Here is a 17,718-nt window from a genome sequence, read left to right as displayed (position 1 = left end):
ATTTTTTATAACCTTATAACCTAATTTTCATATCATCAATTATATTCCCAACTACCTCCAAACCTGCGTTTTTTCCAATTCCGGCAAATAAAAGCTCATTGCCTTTGTAAAGTTTTACTTTAACTTTTGCGTTCAAACTTTCACTTATTCTTTCAACCATTTCTCCTTGTCTTGGAGCTATTAAAATATTTCCTTCTGATTTAATAATTTCAACATTCATCTTATATTTTCTCTTTTGTACAGTTAAGAAAATTCTATCTTCAAATATTTCTAAATTTTTAATTTTTGAACCATTGTAAGTAGTAAACTTATACAATTTACCTCTAACATACAATCCAATAATAAATCCCACAAAATAATTTCTAAAAAAAGGTACGGTTGCTATTGATATACTTATTGATTCATCTTTCTCAAAATCATTTGATGCACTCCAAATCCATGATTTTGGAAAAGAAATTCCCCAATCTTTTTCAATATAACCTTTTCCATTATTAAAATCTATCTCTTTTCCATTTACTTTTAAATACCCTCTCACCTTATGATTAAAACTAAGAATTCCGTGATAGCACTCAAGAAAATTTAAAATCCAAAAGGCCCCATCACTCCTGGGCTAAATATACTTACAGGCCATGGTTTTAAACCTTTAAATATTAATTGCCCTTCAAAGTTTTCAAGATTGATCTTTATTTTCTCAAGTGAAAAATAATTGTCCTTTATCTTAACCCAAAACGGTTTATTCGAAAATTTAAAATCACTAAATTCAAATCTGAAATATTTTGAATAACCTCTATTGTCAATTACCTGGATAAAAGAATGGGAATCACTTCCAATTGATATTCCAGGTATAATAGCAAAGACATATGAGCCATTTGAGCTTGTGTTTTTAAAATACCAACCTTCAAAAAAATTTTTTTTACCTTCTCCATGGTAACTTTCTGGATGATAAATTAAAATATTATCAATCCCCATTTCCCAGTTTTAATTCTTCCCTTTTCTTTCTATACTCAATTATAGGCAAATCTCCTAAAATAAGCTTTTCATTCATTTTTAACTCCGTCTTTTTAGGAATTTGAGTTTCTACAACTCTTCTATCTTGATTCAATACTATTCTATTGAAAATATTACCAATGGAGCTTATAATTTTGTTAATAAACCTTATTTTTGTAAAAGCAACATAAAATCTCAAGTAAATTTTTGTGTGCTCTTCATCAATTGGAACAAAAGCAGCAGTAACTCTCAATTTATCAAGAATATGATTTTGCCAAAAGTTTGGAAATTTAAATTCTAAATAAACTTTACTAATATCATTTATATCAATCTCATCAGGTTTCTTTGCAGGTGTTCCATCATCTACCCGGTTGTGAACGTAAAAGTAAAACATTGTTTCATTTTGCCATTTCACTATTGGGCCATCAACAACTGTTCTATTGCCTTTTCCAATAGTATTGTAATGAACTATAGGAACATGAACAACATCTAGTTGATTTTCAATCGCACGGGTATAATTAACATTCCAAACTTGTGTAAATTCACTATATGAAAATTCTTCAGATATATCATCAAAATATTTTGGAATATGAGTTGGTTCTCCATCACCATACCAAACCCAAATAAAATCAGCTATTTCATAGGTGTAATATTTTTTCACTTTGTACCTTTCAGGAACTTCAACATTTCTTCCAAAGGCTGGAATCACTTTTACTTTACCATCTGTATCATATTCAAATCCATGGAAAGGACACATTATTCTATCATTCTCTAATAATCTCCCATGGGATAAAGAAGCTCCCCTGTGACAACAAATATCTGAAATACAGTTTACTCTACCATCTTTACTTCTCCAAAACACCAATTTTTCGCCAAATCTTGTAACTCCAACTAATTTTCCTTTTTTTAATTCTTTTGAAGACATAACTATATACCATTGATTTTTAATCATCTAATATACCCCCAAGTATACTTGCTGGCTATCTTTCCAGTTAAAATAGCCATTGGAACTCCAGATGGAGTATAGGCCCATTTTCCCGCTTTGTAAACATGTGGAATAGATGTTAAGGCAGCTTTTTGAAAATTATTCTTTATAGGCGCTTTTTCTTCAAACCCCCAACCTATAATAGAACCATCACTTGTATTAGCATAATTTTGTATTGAAATTGGACTAGATGAAAATTTAAAGAGTATATTGTTTTTTAAAAACGGATATATTGAATCTGAAAGGACATCTATAAAAGCTTCATCCATTTTCTCTTTGAATTCTTCATACCAACCTTCATCATAAACTTTTTTTACTATTTCATAATCAAGAAGCACACTTACAATAACTCCAGTCTTACCTTTTGGGGCAGCAGTTTCATCCTTCAAAACTGGAATTGATATTTCAAATGTATTATACTTTACAAATCTTTTTATCCAATTTAATATATCCTTTTTTGTACCATATGATATTAAATTTTTTATCTCTTTTCTATGAATATCTCCTAAACCTTTTTTGCAAGGTGCATAGAAAAAATGACCATGAGAAATTCTTTTAAATTCTTCAGGTGGAACATCAACTGCTAAATAAAGCGTATAAACAGATTCTGCCGGTTTTCCATTTAAAATTTTTTCTTTTTCTTTCAAAAACTTTCTGCTTGTCAAATTAACCATCTTATATAACTCTTTTAAATCAGCCGCCCAAATTAATATATCGTATGGATATTTTTTCCCGTTTTGATCTAAAACAACCTTTTTTTCTACATCAACCGAAACAACCTTTGTATTGTAAAGTATCTCTCCCTTTTCCTTCAAAAAATATTCTTCTAGTTTTTTTGGAAAAGTCCCAAGACCACCTTTTAAATAAAAATAATCCGTATATATGTAAAAATAACTCAATGCATAAAAAGCTGGAATATTTTTGAAAAAATGCTGGCTTATGATATCTATCAAAGAATTATTTTCGAAAAATTTTTTCAGATATTTTTCTACAGGAATGCTCATACTTTTCATTGCCATAAAAACTTTTAACGCTTTTAAAATCCAAGGGAGATATTTGAAGTATTCACTTTTGTCTGCAAAAAGAGGATTTTTTACACTATAAAGTATTTCAATATAATCCACCATTTTTTTAACAACTTTTATAAAATTAGAAATCTCATTTGTATTTTCTGGATAAAGTGATTTTAACATTATTTCATAGTCTTTTATATTTTCTTTAGACTTAACATCAATAATTTTATCTTCAACACCTACAGAAACATAGTTAGGCAAAACATCTAATGCCAAGTTTAATTTTTCTAGCATTGGAAAAATTATACCTGAGTTTAAAAGTGCTCTAACTCCTCCCTCAAATCTAAATCCATCTTTTACAAAAGAATTAACGAGGCCACCACATTTTTCATTTTTTTCTATAATTGTAATATCTCCTTGTGAAAAACACCCCGCAGTTAAACCCGAGATACCTCCACCCACAATTACAACTTTTTTCATTTTATCACCTTTTACTTATTATTTTTGCAACAATTCTTCCAGTCATTATAGCAGTAGGACCACCGGCAGGACTAATTACCCACTTTCCTACTGTAAAAATATTTTTAAAAGGTGTTTTTACCGATCTTGAAAGATTTATAATCTTATTTTCCACGGGAATTTCATTTTCAAAAGACCAACCTACAATTGATCCTTCAGAAGTAAGTGCATATTTTTCAAAAGTTAAAGGAGTTGCTGAAAATTTAAATATGAGATTATTTCTCAAATCTCCATAAAGTTTTTCTAAAATTTCTAAAACGATATCCTCAACTTTTTCTTTAAACTCTTCATACCAACCTTCCTCAGATATTTTCTTAGTAATCTCATAATCAAAAAGGAAGCTTACATTTATACCCGTTTTACTTTCAGGCGATGCTGTTTTGTCTCTGAGAGATGGTATTGAAATTTCAAAGGTATTATATCTACAATATTTTTCAATCCAATTAATTTTCTCTTCTTTGCTAAGATTATCCCAATTATTTAATATTTCAGACGTATTTCTTAAAATTCCAAGCCCTTTTCTTTCAGGAGTATAAAAAATATGGCCCGAGGCAATTTTTGAAAATTCTAAAGGAGATTTGTCAACGGCCAGATATACATTATATACTGACTCTGCTCCTTTTGAATTTAGAATTTTTTCTTTTAACTTTCTGATTTTATTATCGTTGCCTCTATGTTTTTATAAAAATACTTCAAATCTCCTGCCCATACCAAATACTTGTATTTGTACACATTACCTTCTTCATCAACAATTAGATTCATATCAGGTATAATCTTTACAATCTTTGTATTGTATTTAATTTCTCCATTAAGCTCTAAAATTTTCTGAGCTATTTTACAACTTAAATTCCCCATTCCTCCTTCAGGATATAAATAATCGTTAAAAAGCGCAAAATAACTTAATGCAAAAAATGCAGGTGTGTTTTTAAAAAAGTGTTGTCCAATTATATCATTTAATGATTGATCTTTTGATAATTTATTTAATAAATCTTCATACGGCATTTGAAGGGCATTTATCTTAAAAATTGTATTTAAAAATTTAAAGATATATATCAAAAATCCAGGAATTTTCAAAAATACATTTTCTTTCTTAAAAAGTGGATTATCAACACCATATAAAATTTTCATGTAAGATATAATCTTTTTTATTTCATTTATTATATTGTCCACGTAAATCGAACTTTGAGGATAAAGTTCTTTTAATATATTTGAATATTCGTTAATGCTCTCTTCATCATTAACAATCACTTGTCTGTCTTCAACTCTCAAAGTTATAGGATTTTTTAAAAATTTTAAATCAATACCTAGCTCCTCTATCATAGGTTTTATAAGCCCAGAATTAACAACTGCTTTTGCTCCACCATCAAATCTAAAACCTTCTCTTTCAAAAGAGTTAAATAAACCTCCACATTTCTCATTTTTCTCTATAAGTAAGACGTCTTTTCCAGCTTTTGCAAGATACACTGCAGAAGTTAAACCTGAAATTCCTCCTCCAACAACAATAACTTCTCGTTCTTGCATGTTACCACCTCGCAAAATTTTACTAATTCCAAAGTTTTTTTCCATAATTCTACAGCAACTTCCATATCCCTTGCGGGAGGAGTTAATTCCTCCTCAACTGTAAGATGATAAAATTTATCAGTAACATTCTCAAGCTCTTCAGAAACTCCAAGATAATATAAAGCCTCAGCTGAAATTTCAGGCGAATCGGAAAGCTTATCTAAAGTTTTCTTAAAAATTTTATATAACTTTCCGTTGTCACGCCCAGTGTTACTCCTCACCATACCTGGATGCATCGCTATTATGGTAGGGCCTTTCAACAACTTTGCATAAATATGCATGGTTAAAATCTGACATATTTTTGCAGAACCATATGCCTTCAAACCAGAATATTTTGTCCTTTTAAACATCAAATCATCAAGGTTCGGACCCCAAACAGCAAATCTATAACCCTCTGAACTTACAAAAATTATTCTTCCTTTTCCTTGCCTATTAAATTTTTCCAAAAGCATGTTATTTATTATAAACGGTGCAATAAAATGGACCACAAAAGTTTCTTCAAAACCATCTTTTGTTATCCTTTTCTTTGTATTGTAAACACCAGCATTGTGTATCAAAATATCAATATCCTTATCCAATTTGTTTAAAAATTCTCCAACTCTGTAAATATCCTCCAAAATGCTCAAATCTGATATATAATAATCAAATTCTACAGGATACTTATTTAAAATTTCTTCTTTTAATCTTTCTGATTTTTCTTTGTTTCTATTAATTGTTAACAAATTTGCCCCCATTGAAGCAAATTTCATAGCAGCATGATAACCTATTCCAGAAGTTGCACCTGTAATTACTACAAATTTACCATCGGCTCTTTTTTCGCATTTTTTAACCTCTTGTTTCATATTCCTAATCATTTGAAAAACATTGGACCACTTGTACTCTTTCCAATACTGCCTTATTTTATTCATCTATCCAAACACCTTCCTCATAAATTTTCGATATAATTTTCCAAGAAATGGTATATTATCAAATATATCTCCCCAAAGATCATAATAATCTCTTTGATCAATTATCTTTCCTGTATCGTTTAACTTTACCCTACTTGCACCGTAGACTACCGATGTTTTTGTTTTTTTAAAAAGTATAGTCATTTCCCATTCTAGAAACATAATATTGCCATTTTGAACAGCATTTACTATTTTCATTTCAAGTTTTTTGGAACGCTTTGTTAACCTCTTTACCATCTCACTAAAATCTTTCAATCCATATATTTCCTGAATTGAATCTCTAAAATGAATATTGTCATCATAATAAGGTAAAAGATGTGACCAATCAGGTTTCCCATCAGTATTGTAAGTTTTTTCCCATAATTGCTTTAGATGTTCTAAATCTCTTATTCTATATTCTTCCAAGTAAATCCCTCCAAATATTTTTTATCTCCTTTCTATGCTTTAAAATAACAACAAAAAAATTAAAAAAATACAAATAATATAAATACAAACTCTTTTCATACATAATATAAGGAATTAAAGATAAAAATCCAAACAAAAAAATCAAAAAGTCAAAATCAGAAGACTTTTTATTTTTAAAAATGGTCTTTAAAATAACTAATACGCTCCCCATTATAATTGGTGCTTTCCAAATAGTTGCAGCAGTCCAAACACCAAAACTAGTAGTTATTGCTTTACCACCTTTAAAGTTTAAAAATGGACTAAATGCATGCCCTAAAACAGAAAAAGATAAAGCAATAATATAAACCCAGTAATTTAAATGATCTTTAAATAAAATAACAGGGAAAAAACCTTTTGAAAAATCTAAAAAAAGTCCAATGAGTCCAAATTTCCATCCTTTCATTTTCCATAAATTTGAAACGCCTGGATTTCCGTCACCTAAAACTCTAATGTCAACACCACAAATTTTCCCCAAAAGATAAGAATACATCATTGAACCTGATAAAAATTGTAAAATGACAATAAAAAATTCAAACATTTATCTTTCTTCCTTTCCAAACAACACTATGTAAAAAAAGCTTTCTATATAGAGAGTTAAAAAAAGTAACAGTAAAAAACAAAAGATGTATAGGAAAAAAGATGTAATCATACCATTTATAATCACCTAAGTTCTTTGAAAGCAAATACAAAAAAACAACAACAGAGAAATACCTGTAGACAAAATATCTATCAAATGTAAATAGCGCACTAAAAATTCCAAAGGTCCACAAAATCGCTATTATTAAATTAAAAAAACCTCCACTAATTGAACCAGACGCCATATTTTTACTAAATCCTTCATAAAGTTGCCTAAGATTTTGTGGATACATTCTAAATTTTATGTATCTTCCTCCAAGAAAATTTTTCACATTTATATTACTCTTTGAATAAAGTTTTCCAAGCTTTATATCATCTAAAACACTATCTCTTATTGCCTTATGTCCTCCAACAAATTCATAATCTTTTCTACTTGTTAAAATTACTGGTCCAAATGCTCCTTTTGGTTTTCTTGAAAAAGTACCAATAAGATTACTCAAATAAATAATCACAAGATTGAAAACTAAAGTAAAGTGTTCATGGAATTTCTCAAATCTTTGATAAGGCCATACAGAAATAAGTCCTTTGTATTTGATAAACTTTTCAACTAAAGTTTCAATAGCTTCTCTTTCAAGTTCAACATCAGCGTCAACAAATAAAAGCAATTCACCTGATGAATTAATATATCCATTCCATATAGCCCATGATTTTCCATTCCAACCTTGCTTTGGAGAATCTTCAAGTTGTATCAATTTAACCTCTTGGAATTTTTCTACAACCTTTGCTGTATTATCTTCTGATGCATCATCTACAACTATAATTTCATGTACCTTTAATGTCTGATTTCTAACGCTATTTAAAATCTTTTCAATATTTTTTTCTTCATTTCTAGCAGGAATGATTACAGAGATTTTGTAATTAGAACCAAGCTTTTTATTACTTTTAAGCAATGCATTATTTTTATTTAAAAGAAAATATAAAGAGATAATCAAAAAGGCTACGTAAAAAAGCATCATTTTACCTCCAAGTTCAAATTATTCCATCCCATGTTTTTAATAACTTAAATCTTACGTGACAATAAGGAGTTTTTCCTGTCTTTTCGTAATATTGCTGATGATAATCTTCTGCTACCCAAAAATCACTTGCCTTTTTAAGTTGTGTTACAACATCATACTTTTTCGTTAATGCTTTTATCAATTTTTCAGAAATCTTTTTTTGAAGATCATTTGTATAAAAAATAGCACTTTTATACTGCTCCCCAATATCTGGACCTTGACCATTTTCTTGTGTAAAATCATGGATTTCAAAAAAATACTTTATCAAAGTTTCTTCATCTAACTTTTTTGGGTCAAAAATTACTTCTACCGTTTCAAGATGACCTGTTACACCTGTACAAACTTGTTCGTATGTAGGATTTTTTCTTCTTCCACCCATGTAACCTACCCTTGTATCAACAACTCCCTCAAGTTTCCTAAATAAATATTCTACTCCCCAAAAACATCCACCTGCAAAAAATATTCTATCTATTAACGGCTTTTCTCCTTCCGGTACAAAATCAAGTGATACTGAATTAACACAATGTCTTACATTTTTCTCAGTAAAACCTTCTCCATAAAAAACGTGGCCTAAATGTGCTCCACAATATGAACACACTATCTCTTCTCTAATTCCATCTCTATCCACTTGCTTTTTTATCGCACCCGGTATTTCATCGTCAAATGCAGGCCACCCACACCCTGAATTAAATTTTGAAGATGAATTGTAAAGGGGAATTCCACAATTTTTACAAACGTATATTCCCTTTTCAAAATGATCTTCAAATTTTCCACTAAAAGGTCTTTCCGTACCTTTTTCAAACAAAACAAATTTTTCAAATTCGCTAAGATTTTTATTAATCTTCTTTGCCATTTAAATCTCCTCCAAACTTATTTAAATAATTTTCAAGTTTGTATCCATCTTTAATAATCATAAATGGAAACATTCTTTGAATGATTGCTCCTTGAGGGCAACCATATATGCACCTCAAACAAAGTGCACAATTAAAATCAAAATGTACCTTACCGTTTTTTATTGAAATATTATTTGTCGGGCAATTTTTAATACAAAAACCACATAGATTGCAATTATCATTAACTTTATAACCTTTTGCAAAAAGCTTTGAAAAAATTTTTTCAAATATTGAAAATTTAGATAAAATTAGTCCCTTAAGTGTAGGTTTTAAAACTTTTCTTTTTTCTTTTAGTAAATTATCAACAATATCATCAATTTTATTAGGTAAATTTCGCAAAATTTCTTTTATCTCTTGCTCTTTCATTCCTGAAAAACAATTTAACGGCATCGTTACCATATCTTCATATAAAATATTACAACCTTTTTTTAATAGAAGATGTTTCAATTTTAAATGAGCAGCACTATTTTCAGGAATAAAGCCACCTGCAGAAACTAAGACTATAGCGGTATTAAGCCCTAAACAATCATTAATTTTTTTAACCCAACTATATACAGGCCAAGGAAGGTCAAATGAGTGAACAGGAGAGAGTAAAATTAATAAATTTATATTTTTTAAAGAAATAACTTTTAAATTCTTTAATACAATTTCTTCTAATTACACAATTTTATTGTTACTTTTTAATTTTTCTGCCAACTTTTTTGCAACAAATTCCGTATTTCCTGTTCCCGAAAAATAAGCTATTTTAACCATTTAATCTACCCCTAAGATAATTATAACATATTTAACAGCATTTTTATTTTTGAAAAAAAGTTGTATAATATATACTGTAGAGTAGACTCAAGGAGGGGATATTATGACAATCAATGAACTTTTAGGTGTTGCATTAAAAATTGAAGGTGCAGGCTATTCATATTATGAAAAACTTTCAAATGTATCAAGTGGGGCTCTAAAGGATTTATTCCTTGAACTTGCAAATGAAGAAAGAGAACATGCAAGGATATTTGAAGAAATCCTATCAGGCTTTAAAGATGAAAAAAACTTAAACCTCAATGAAGAAGAAGTTGGCTATTTAAAGGCATTTGCTGAAGATGTAATTTTCCCAAAACTTACAATTGAAAAAATTCCAACAAGTGTAAAAGAAGCGATTAAACTTGCAATTGAGGTTGAAAAAGACTCTATAATATTCTACAACGATATTAAAATGCTTGTTCCTGACAATAGCGCAATTGAAAAAGTTATTGAAGAAGAAAAAAAGCACATGAAAAAACTCACTCTTAGATTAAGAGAAGACGATGAATTTGATATTTACAGTGAGGGCAGCAAAATATAAGACTTATAAATTCTTTTAAAAGTCCAGGTTAAAACCTGGACTTTTCTTCTTGAAAAAACGTACAAGGAGTGATAGAAAATGGCTTTATTTCAAAAACAGCCAATGATGCGAAAAGTTTTATATGCTTTAATTCCAATATATATTTACTCGCTTTTTTTCTATGGCGTTAGACTTATTTGGCTAAGTTTATTTGTTTTTACCTTTGGAATTCTTTCTGAATATATCTTTGAAAAAAAGAAAGGAAAAAAAGTTTCAGAAGCAGTCTTAGTAACCTGTATGCTATATACCCTTTCTCTGCCACCACTTACACCATGGTGGATTGCAACAATAGGTATCATATTTGGTATAGTATTTGCAAAAGAGGCATACGGTGGATTTGGAAGAAACATCTTTAATCCTGCAATCACAGCAAGATTATTTGTCTATATTGCCTTTCCATCATATATGACAAATGGTTGGATGATCCCAAAATTTGGCTCGTTTGGTCTTGATGTAACAACATCCGCAACTCCACTTGCACTTTTAAAAGAATCACAAACATTAAGTTTAAAAGATCTATTTTTAGGGTTTAGAGCAGGATCTATTGGTGAAAGTGCAATATTTTTAATAATTATTGGCGCAATTTATTTAATTTTTACAAAAACTGCCAGCTGGAAAATAATAATTTCTACAATTTCAAGTGCATTTATTTTAACCGCCCTTTTTGACATATTTATTCCTTCTGCACCACCTACTATTTTTGCACTTCTATCTGGAAGCTTATTGTTTGTATCAGTATTCATTGCAACAGATCCAATCACTGCCCCAAAAAATTCAAAGGCACAAGTTATATATGGAATAATTATTGGAGTTTCAATTGTGATTATCAGAACATTTTCACTCTTTGCAGAAGGAACAAGCTTTGCAGTACTTTTAGGCAATACCTTTGCACCATTTTTGGATCACGTAACAAAGAAGGTGAAAAAATGAAAGAAAATAAGATATACACTATAATATTTACTTTTGTTATTTCGTTTTTGTTCGTCTTGATCCTTTCAATCATAAACTCAATGACTTATGACAAAGTACTTGAAAATCAAAACTTTTCAAAAATACGTGCAATATTAAACTCAATGGGAATTGAATACAAAGACGAAAAGGATGCAATTAAAATTTTTAATTCTAAGATTGATCAAATAGAAATAGGAGGATTGAAATTTTATACAACCACTATAAATGGAGAAAAAATATATTCATATATTTTTTCTGGGAGCGGCCTTTGGGGAACAATAACTGGCGTCATTTCAGTTAATGAAAACGTAGATAGAATTATCGGAATAGACATAATTTCACAAAATGAAACACCTGGTCTTGGAGGAAGAATTGAAGAAGATTGGTTTAAACAACAATTTAAAGGAGAACTTGTGAAAGATAAAATCAAAATCAAAGTCTCTGGAGCTTCCACTGATTTTAACAAAGAAAATTCTTCTGTAGATGCTATAACCGGAGCTACACTTACCTCGAGATTTTTTATAAACATCATCAACGATTCACTCGAAAAAATTAGAAACGCTCTAAGGAGTGAGTAGTATGGGAAAATTTAAAGAAGTATTTTTGAAAAATACTTGGTATGAAAATCCTGTCTTTGTACTGGTGCTTGGAATTTGTTCGACTCTTGCAGTTACTAACAATTTAAAAAATACATTTATCATGACAATAGGCGTAATGCTTGTCACAGGTTTTTCAAACCTTACTGTATCTCTTTTAAAAAATCTTATCCCATCTAAGGTGAGAATGATTACACAGGTATTAATAATATCTTTCTATGTTATCATAGTGGATATAATCTTAAAGGCATACCTTCCAGATGTAAGTAAAGCACTCGGACCATATGTCGGGCTTATAATAACAAACTGTATCATCATGGGACGTGCCGAAGCATTTGCTCAATCAAATCCTCCACTTATCTCATTTTGGGATGGTATTACAAGCGGTTTTGGTTATATGATAGTACTGGTGGCAATTGCATTCTTTAGAGAACTTCTTGGTTTTGGAACCATTTTTGGCTATAAAGTCATGCCAGAAAACTTTGTAACCTGGACAATTATGATTATGCCGCCAAGTGCTTTCTTCATGCTCGCACTATTTATATGGATAGTAAAAGGGTTTAAAAAGGAGGGAGCCAAATGAATCCTAATATAAATCCTCTGGTTCTATTTTTTGCTTCAATCTTTACTAGTAATATATTACTTTCCAACTTTCTTGGAATGTGCTCGTTTATATCTATCTCAAAAAGTCTAAAGTCATCTAACGGTCTTGGTATGGCAGTTACGATGGTTATGACAATAACAACTGCTATTAACTGGTTAGTTGAAAAATACATCATAGTACCATTTCAAATAGAATACCTAAGATACATCATATATATTATTGTTATCGCTGCTGTTGTTCAAATCCTTGAAATGGTAATAGATCGAACTGCACCAAATTTGTATATTAGCCTTGGTATCTTTTTGCCATTAATAACTGTTAACTGTGCTATTTTAGGTGTTGCACTATTTATGCAGCTTAGAAACTATACATTTTTACAATCAATCTTTTTTGGCCTTGGTTCAGGTCTTGGATGGTGGCTTGCAATAGTTTTACTAGCTGCTATCAGAATTAAAGTTGATAAAGCACCTGTTCCTGCACCTCTTAAAGGCGTTGGAATTACACTCATTACAATAGGAATAATGGCAATGGCCTTTATGGGTTTTGCTGGAATGATAAATGTTCAATAGGGGTGATCGTATGAATATTTGGCTTGCACCATTAATCGTTGGAATTGTTTCATCTGTTTTATCTGCTCTAATCGTTATAGTCGATTCAATAGTAAACAACTATGGAGAAGTAGAAATTGATATAAATAATGGAAAGAAAAAATTAAAAGTAAAGGGTGGTTCACCTTTACTTTTTACACTTGCTTCTGAAAATATCTTTGTTCCATCTGCCTGTGGAGGCAGAGGAAGTTGTGGGGCATGTAAAGTTAAAGTATTAAATGATGTTGGAGAATACCTTCCAACAGAACTTCCTTATATGTCAGAAGAAGAAATAAAAGAAAATATAAGACTTTCTTGTCAGATAAAGGTTAAAAAAGACATAAAAATACAGCTTCCAGAAGAACTTTTTAATGTTAAAAAGCTTACAGGTAAAGTTGTCTCAATCAAAGATGTGACACATGATATAAAAGAAGTAAGAATAAAACTTCCAGAAGAGATAAACTTTAAAGCAGGACAATACGTTCAAATCGTTGTACCGCCATATGATAAAATAAAGCAACCTACACAAAGAGCATATTCAATTGCATCTACTCCAAGTAAAAAAGATGAAATAGATTTGCTAATTAGATTAGTTCCAGGTGGTATAGCAACAACTTACGTACACAATTATCTAAAAGAAGGAGACAACCTTGAAGTTATAGGTCCATTCGGTGAATTTTACATGAGAGATACGGATGCTGATATGATCTGTGTTGCAGGAGGTTCTGGTATGGCACCTATTAAGTCTATTGTTCTTGATATGTATGAACGAGGTATTACAAATAGAAACGTATGGTACTTTTTTGGCGCAAGAACTGAAAAAGACCTTTTCTATGTTGAACTTTTTAAAGATTTAGAAAAAAAGTGGAGCAACTTCCATTTTATTCCTGCTCTTTCTGAACCAATAGAACCAGAAAAATGGAACGGTGAAGTCGGCCTTATAACTGATGTAATGGTTAAATACTTAGAAAATGTCGTCGACAAAAACACTAAAAAAGAGGGATATCTATGTGGTAGCCCTGGAATGATAAATGCCTGTGAAAAATTACTTAATGAACATGGAATAAAAGATGTGTATTACGATAAATTCGCATAGGAAGGTGAAAATCATGAAAATGTCTCCCGAAATGATTAAAGCTCAAGAAAATATGAAACCTGGAGTAATAACAGCGGAAGGATTTTTGGGCGAAGATGATAGAAATCTGGTTGATATAATTTTACAGGATGAACAAGAAATGGCTGCTTTAAAACTCGACTTTGATAAAGTAGCACAAAAATTGAAAAAACTACTTGAAGTTGGAGAAAAAGGACTGGGAGAACCAATAACTTACGAAAACTTCGAAATTTTTGTATATGAAGCAAGAGGATTCCTTGCATGCCCCTTTGAAGACGGTATCTTTAGAAAAAAAGTAGCAGTCGTTAAAAATCTCAAAAATAATGAAACTATAATGTATAGTGATTTATCAATACACCTTCTTGAAAAGCATCACTTTTTACAGGGAAAAGGATCAAAATTTAGACTGGAGCCCGAAAAAATTAAAAAAGTTTTATTCGATTAAGCAAAATACAAATATTGACTTTTTCATATTATATGATATATTTTCTATTGTATGAAAAAAGCTAACCCCTCTTAAATAAAAGGATTATTGACAAAAAAAGAGAAATATGGTATAATATATAATGGTTTTGATAAGTTCCGGCGTAGCTCAATAGGCAGAGCGGGTGGCTGTTAACCACTAGGTTGGGGGTTCGAGTCCCTCCGCCGGAGCCAATAAATAAAATTTATAGAACAAAAAGGACGGAATAGTAGTTATTCCATCCTTTTTGTTTTGCTAGTTCTTTAATTTTCTACTTATGCCCCGGCCAATGTAAAAATCATTTGTCAATTAATCAAATCATTTTAGAATGAGCAGAAAATGTGTTAACATTGTTAACTACTGCCCTAGTGCTATTTATGTAATTTGTGTCTTTAGTGTCTTTTCATACATTTTCTTTACCTTTATCCTCTGCTTCAGCCTTTCTATATACAATTCTATTTCAAATCTTTTGCTATATATTAACCTATCTATTTCTCTCTCCAAATATTTTTACCTTTCATTTTTTAAACAAACTCCCATTGCTGGTATCCTCTATCTGCTAAGAGTGATTAATATTCTTCAGGATATGCATCTCCTGGTTGCTATGTTAAGACAAAATAATTTTAGCAGGTATAGCCTTTTTTATTCTAAATTAACTTACTCTTTACTTTGGCTAGGTAGCTAAACTATAAAACAAAAATACTCCAAATTCATTTTAATTCTTTACCAACACTTCTATCAAATTAGAAATTTGTTCAACTGTTGGCATAGTAATTGTATGTTTCCATATAACTCCTTCTGTTACTACTCCAGCACTTGTCCTATAAACAAGCACATTGTCTGGAGATATTACCATCAAAGTTTCAGGATATAACAATCTCAATCTAATTGTTATCTCATCAAGTTTCTCACGTGATATTGGAACAATTGTAATATCTTTATACTTTTTTGCCAAAGATTCTAAATCCAATGAACACTCTTCACATGATGTGCAATTACAAGAGGATGGAGCTACAAGTAGTACGTAGGATCTTACTCCCATTTTCAAAAATTCTGAAAACGCATCAAGCCACATATTTATCTTCGACACTTTTGAAGCGGTTAAGAAATTAAAGTAAATTACTTTCCACTCTCCCACTTTTTCTCCTAGATTTATAGTTTTTCCACTTACCTCTTCGAAAGAGATATCTGGAAATGTTTCACCTATAAATGGAACAAGCACAGAGGTTGAAGACTTTTCAAGGACTATAGCTTCTCCGTTTTTAGTAACACTCTCTATCGTAAAATATTCTTCTCCTATCTTTAAGTACTTTCTGAAAAACTCCGGGCCATCAAATTTACCATTTTCATTTAAATCTACCATAAGTAATATTGCATCTTTTGTGTACCATCCATCTGAATCTGTCTCAGCAATCGCTGCTTTATAGCTTTTCTCTCCCACGTAAAGTATGCCTTCTCTTCTGGTAATACCACAATAGTATAATTTGTCTTCTATACGCCACAAGGCAATATAATAACCACTTCCATCGCTGAATATAAGTTTTACAATATATGTATTAACGTTCATTCCTGACAATGTTTGAGCATAGATTTCATCATCTGAAAAATTTTTATTTCTATTCCCATCTACCAATATTATTTCTTCTCCATCTTTTAATCCGGTTATAACATCAAAAGTTTCGCCTTTTAATGTTATCTGACCAAATCTTGCATCGTAAAGATCAAATGGTACATAAACAGAGGTTAATGGAGTATCATGAAGCTGAACCACACGTGTAAAAGTGTAAAACATGCCAGCTTTTGTTTCTGTGAACTGACCACTAATTGTAGATTGTTGTGCAAAACATGAGATGGTCAGAAATACAATTAATAACATTATAAATCCAACACGTGTGTTAAAAAAATTAACAAGCATTTTTTCACCTCCAAAAATTTTACCTACCCCTACAACTGCACGAAGCTAGACAAATAGCAGCCTCTCCTGCAGGAGTGCAATAACATGTGGCTCTTACTGTACCAATTTTTGATACAACAGCTTTTCCACGGCATAATGTTACACCAAAGTAGGGGCTTTTACATGTAAAATCAACTTCCAATGTTACACTAAGTGGTGTTCCATTTGAACTGTAGTGCTCTGCCTCACCAAACGCCTGCCATCTTAAATCACCAACATAAAACCATGAACAGTAGTTAACACTACATCCTGGATCTTCAATCAAAGAAACTATCTCTCCTGCAAACGAAAGGAAAACAAAAGTAACCAGCAAAAAAGTAATTAACAATCTTATAGTAAATCTTATACTAACCCTCCTTTCAGAAAATTTAGAATTAATTAAAATTCTTTATCTTACTAAATTCTTATCTCTTTTACCAATTTACACTATTAATCCTATGATCTTCCCTATTTTTTATTTGTTTAGCTTACATTCAATAAAACACGTGGTACATTTTTTTATCTCAACCATTTTAGTATTATTAAAAAGTGTAAAACATATAAACATTATCTTTTTAATATAGACTAAAAACATTCCTGTTTATTTTACTAACATGTTAATATTTAATAATTTTTATACTATTTTTATTAATTTTTGTTTATTAAAAACAATATTATATTTTTCCAAATACTAAATTATTTTTAATTTCATACAAATATCATTTTCCGATATAAAGACTCCTAATATACCATATTTACGATATTATTCTTTAAAGCTATTTTTAATTTTAATAAAAAAATATAAAGAAAACAAACCCAATTATTTGCTATTTTCTTTATTTAAAAATAAATATTTAACATATTATTAATATTTTATAATTTTTCAATTGCAATTGAGAATCAATAAAATTTTGAATAAATCTTTATATAAAAAATAATCCCATCCTTGGCTATTCAAGAATGGGATTTTATTAATTATATTGCTTTGAAAAAATTTATACAAAAATAAGCGGGACATACAATTCTTCATATGTAAGTGAACCATGCATTCCCAAAAGCTTTTGCTCTCCTCCAGTATATGTATATGTAAAAGAATAGTTATCTTTAGCTAAAAGAACA

At 30.2% G+C, this 17,718-nt stretch carries 21 protein-coding genes and 1 tRNA gene; 8 read left to right on the top strand and 14 right to left on the bottom strand.

The features are described from left to right. Nucleotides 1-13: 13 nt before the first annotated feature. The 12 genes from JG780_RS06980 to JG780_RS06925 all read right to left on the bottom strand — a co-directional run bounded on the left by JG780_RS06980 (nucleotide 14) and on the right by JG780_RS06925 (nucleotide 9,588). On the bottom strand, nucleotides 14-535 hold the full coding sequence (locus JG780_RS06980; protein ID WP_353844454.1) for a tocopherol cyclase family protein: 522 nt from the start codon (nucleotides 533-535) through the stop codon (nucleotides 14-16). 44 nt (nucleotides 536-579) lie between these two features. After that, entirely contained in the window at nucleotides 580-969 is a 390-nt protein-coding gene (locus tag JG780_RS06975; protein WP_287569782.1) for a hypothetical protein, read from the bottom strand. After that, nucleotides 959-1,939 carry a Rieske 2Fe-2S domain-containing protein gene (locus tag JG780_RS06970; protein WP_004104595.1) on the bottom strand — a complete coding sequence of 327 codons (981 nt, stop codon included), beginning with the start codon at nucleotides 1,937-1,939 and terminating at the stop codon, nucleotides 959-961. The genes JG780_RS06975 and JG780_RS06970 overlap by 11 nt, the downstream gene beginning before the upstream one ends. After that, entirely contained in the window at nucleotides 1,936-3,465 is a 1,530-nt protein-coding gene (locus JG780_RS06965; protein WP_287569779.1) for a phytoene desaturase family protein, read from the bottom strand. The genes JG780_RS06970 and JG780_RS06965 overlap by 4 nt, the downstream gene beginning before the upstream one ends. Before the next feature lie 4 nt (nucleotides 3,466-3,469). Further along, nucleotides 3,470-3,730, bottom strand: a complete 261-nt coding sequence (locus JG780_RS06960) for a hypothetical protein (RefSeq protein WP_287569777.1) — start codon at nucleotides 3,728-3,730, stop codon at nucleotides 3,470-3,472. Nucleotides 3,731-4,146: 416 nt separating this feature from the next. After that, nucleotides 4,147-5,025, bottom strand: coding sequence for a phytoene desaturase family protein (locus JG780_RS06955; RefSeq protein WP_287569775.1), 879 nt, complete (start codon nucleotides 5,023-5,025; stop codon nucleotides 4,147-4,149). Continuing rightward, a complete protein-coding gene (locus JG780_RS06950) occupies nucleotides 4,977-5,972 on the bottom strand; it encodes an SDR family NAD(P)-dependent oxidoreductase (protein ID WP_004104593.1) in 996 nt (331 codons plus the stop codon). The genes JG780_RS06955 and JG780_RS06950 overlap by 49 nt, the downstream gene beginning before the upstream one ends. After that, nucleotides 5,973-6,416: a nuclear transport factor 2 family protein gene (locus JG780_RS06945; protein WP_012579740.1), complete on the bottom strand. Its 444-nt coding sequence runs from the start codon at nucleotides 6,414-6,416 to the stop codon at nucleotides 5,973-5,975. Further along, nucleotides 6,403-6,993 carry a glycerol-3-phosphate acyltransferase gene (locus JG780_RS06940; protein WP_004104590.1) on the bottom strand — a complete coding sequence of 197 codons (591 nt, stop codon included), beginning with the start codon at nucleotides 6,991-6,993 and terminating at the stop codon, nucleotides 6,403-6,405. Before JG780_RS06940 ends, JG780_RS06945 begins: the two co-directional genes overlap by 14 nt. Next, nucleotides 6,986-8,044 (bottom strand): glycosyltransferase family 2 protein, encoded by a 1,059-nt coding sequence (locus JG780_RS06935; RefSeq protein WP_287569771.1) that lies wholly within the window; start codon nucleotides 8,042-8,044, stop codon nucleotides 6,986-6,988. The genes JG780_RS06940 and JG780_RS06935 overlap by 8 nt, the downstream gene beginning before the upstream one ends. A 16-nt stretch (nucleotides 8,045-8,060) precedes the next feature. Next, nucleotides 8,061-8,939: a bifunctional methionine sulfoxide reductase B/A protein gene (locus tag JG780_RS06930; protein WP_114703081.1), complete on the bottom strand. Its 879-nt coding sequence runs from the start codon at nucleotides 8,937-8,939 to the stop codon at nucleotides 8,061-8,063. After that, entirely contained in the window at nucleotides 8,923-9,588 is a 666-nt protein-coding gene (locus JG780_RS06925; protein WP_287569784.1) for an EFR1 family ferrodoxin, read from the bottom strand. Before JG780_RS06925 ends, JG780_RS06930 begins: the two co-directional genes overlap by 17 nt. Nucleotides 9,589-9,835: 247 nt before the next feature. Here JG780_RS06925 and JG780_RS06920 point away from each other — a divergent pair, with 247 nt between their 5' ends. The 8 genes from JG780_RS06920 to JG780_RS06885 all read left to right on the top strand — a co-directional run bounded on the left by JG780_RS06920 (nucleotide 9,836) and on the right by JG780_RS06885 (nucleotide 14,860). Beyond that, on the top strand, nucleotides 9,836-10,312 hold the full coding sequence (locus JG780_RS06920; protein ID WP_012579736.1) for a ferritin family protein: 477 nt from the start codon (nucleotides 9,836-9,838) through the stop codon (nucleotides 10,310-10,312). Between the two features lie 78 nt (nucleotides 10,313-10,390). Next, nucleotides 10,391-11,281 (top strand): RnfABCDGE type electron transport complex subunit D, encoded by an 891-nt coding sequence (locus JG780_RS06915; RefSeq protein ID WP_287569768.1) that lies wholly within the window; start codon nucleotides 10,391-10,393, stop codon nucleotides 11,279-11,281. Beyond that, nucleotides 11,278-11,880, top strand: coding sequence for an FMN-binding protein (locus JG780_RS06910; RefSeq protein WP_287569766.1), 603 nt, complete (start codon nucleotides 11,278-11,280; stop codon nucleotides 11,878-11,880). Before JG780_RS06915 ends, JG780_RS06910 begins: the two co-directional genes overlap by 4 nt. Nucleotide 11,881: 1 nt before the next feature. After that, complete coding sequence (locus JG780_RS06905) at nucleotides 11,882-12,481, top strand: NADH:ubiquinone reductase (Na(+)-transporting) subunit D (RefSeq protein WP_287569765.1); 600 nt, start codon at nucleotides 11,882-11,884, stop codon at nucleotides 12,479-12,481. After that, nucleotides 12,478-13,071 (top strand): electron transport complex protein RnfA, encoded by a 594-nt coding sequence (locus JG780_RS06900; protein ID WP_004104576.1) that lies wholly within the window; start codon nucleotides 12,478-12,480, stop codon nucleotides 13,069-13,071. The genes JG780_RS06905 and JG780_RS06900 overlap by 4 nt, the downstream gene beginning before the upstream one ends. Before the next feature lie 10 nt (nucleotides 13,072-13,081). Beyond that, complete coding sequence (locus JG780_RS06895; RefSeq protein ID WP_287569763.1) at nucleotides 13,082-14,185, top strand: NADH:ubiquinone reductase (Na(+)-transporting) subunit F; 1,104 nt, start codon at nucleotides 13,082-13,084, stop codon at nucleotides 14,183-14,185. 13 nt (nucleotides 14,186-14,198) lie between these two features. Next, nucleotides 14,199-14,648, top strand: a complete 450-nt coding sequence (locus tag JG780_RS06890) for a hypothetical protein (RefSeq protein ID WP_004104572.1) — start codon at nucleotides 14,199-14,201, stop codon at nucleotides 14,646-14,648. 136 nt (nucleotides 14,649-14,784) lie between these two features. Then, nucleotides 14,785-14,860, top strand: a tRNA-Asn gene (locus tag JG780_RS06885). Between the two features lie 521 nt (nucleotides 14,861-15,381). On the opposite strand, the gene JG780_RS06880 is transcribed toward JG780_RS06885, so the two are convergent. Continuing rightward, nucleotides 15,382-16,581 carry a hypothetical protein gene (locus JG780_RS06880; protein ID WP_004104565.1) on the bottom strand — a complete coding sequence of 400 codons (1,200 nt, stop codon included), beginning with the start codon at nucleotides 16,579-16,581 and terminating at the stop codon, nucleotides 15,382-15,384. A 19-nt stretch (nucleotides 16,582-16,600) separates the two neighbouring features. Then, nucleotides 16,601-16,885 carry a hypothetical protein gene (locus JG780_RS06875; RefSeq protein WP_147275530.1) on the bottom strand — a complete coding sequence of 95 codons (285 nt, stop codon included), beginning with the start codon at nucleotides 16,883-16,885 and terminating at the stop codon, nucleotides 16,601-16,603. Between the last annotated feature and the right edge of the window lie 833 nt (nucleotides 16,886-17,718).

Origin of the sequence: Thermosipho sp. (in: thermotogales) (assembly GCF_020054775.1) — a bacterium.
GTDB lineage: Bacteria > Thermotogota > Thermotogae > Thermotogales > Fervidobacteriaceae > Thermosipho > Thermosipho africanus.
The sequence above is the reverse complement of the archived record's forward strand: the minus strand, read 5'-3'. Positions and strand labels throughout refer to the sequence as shown.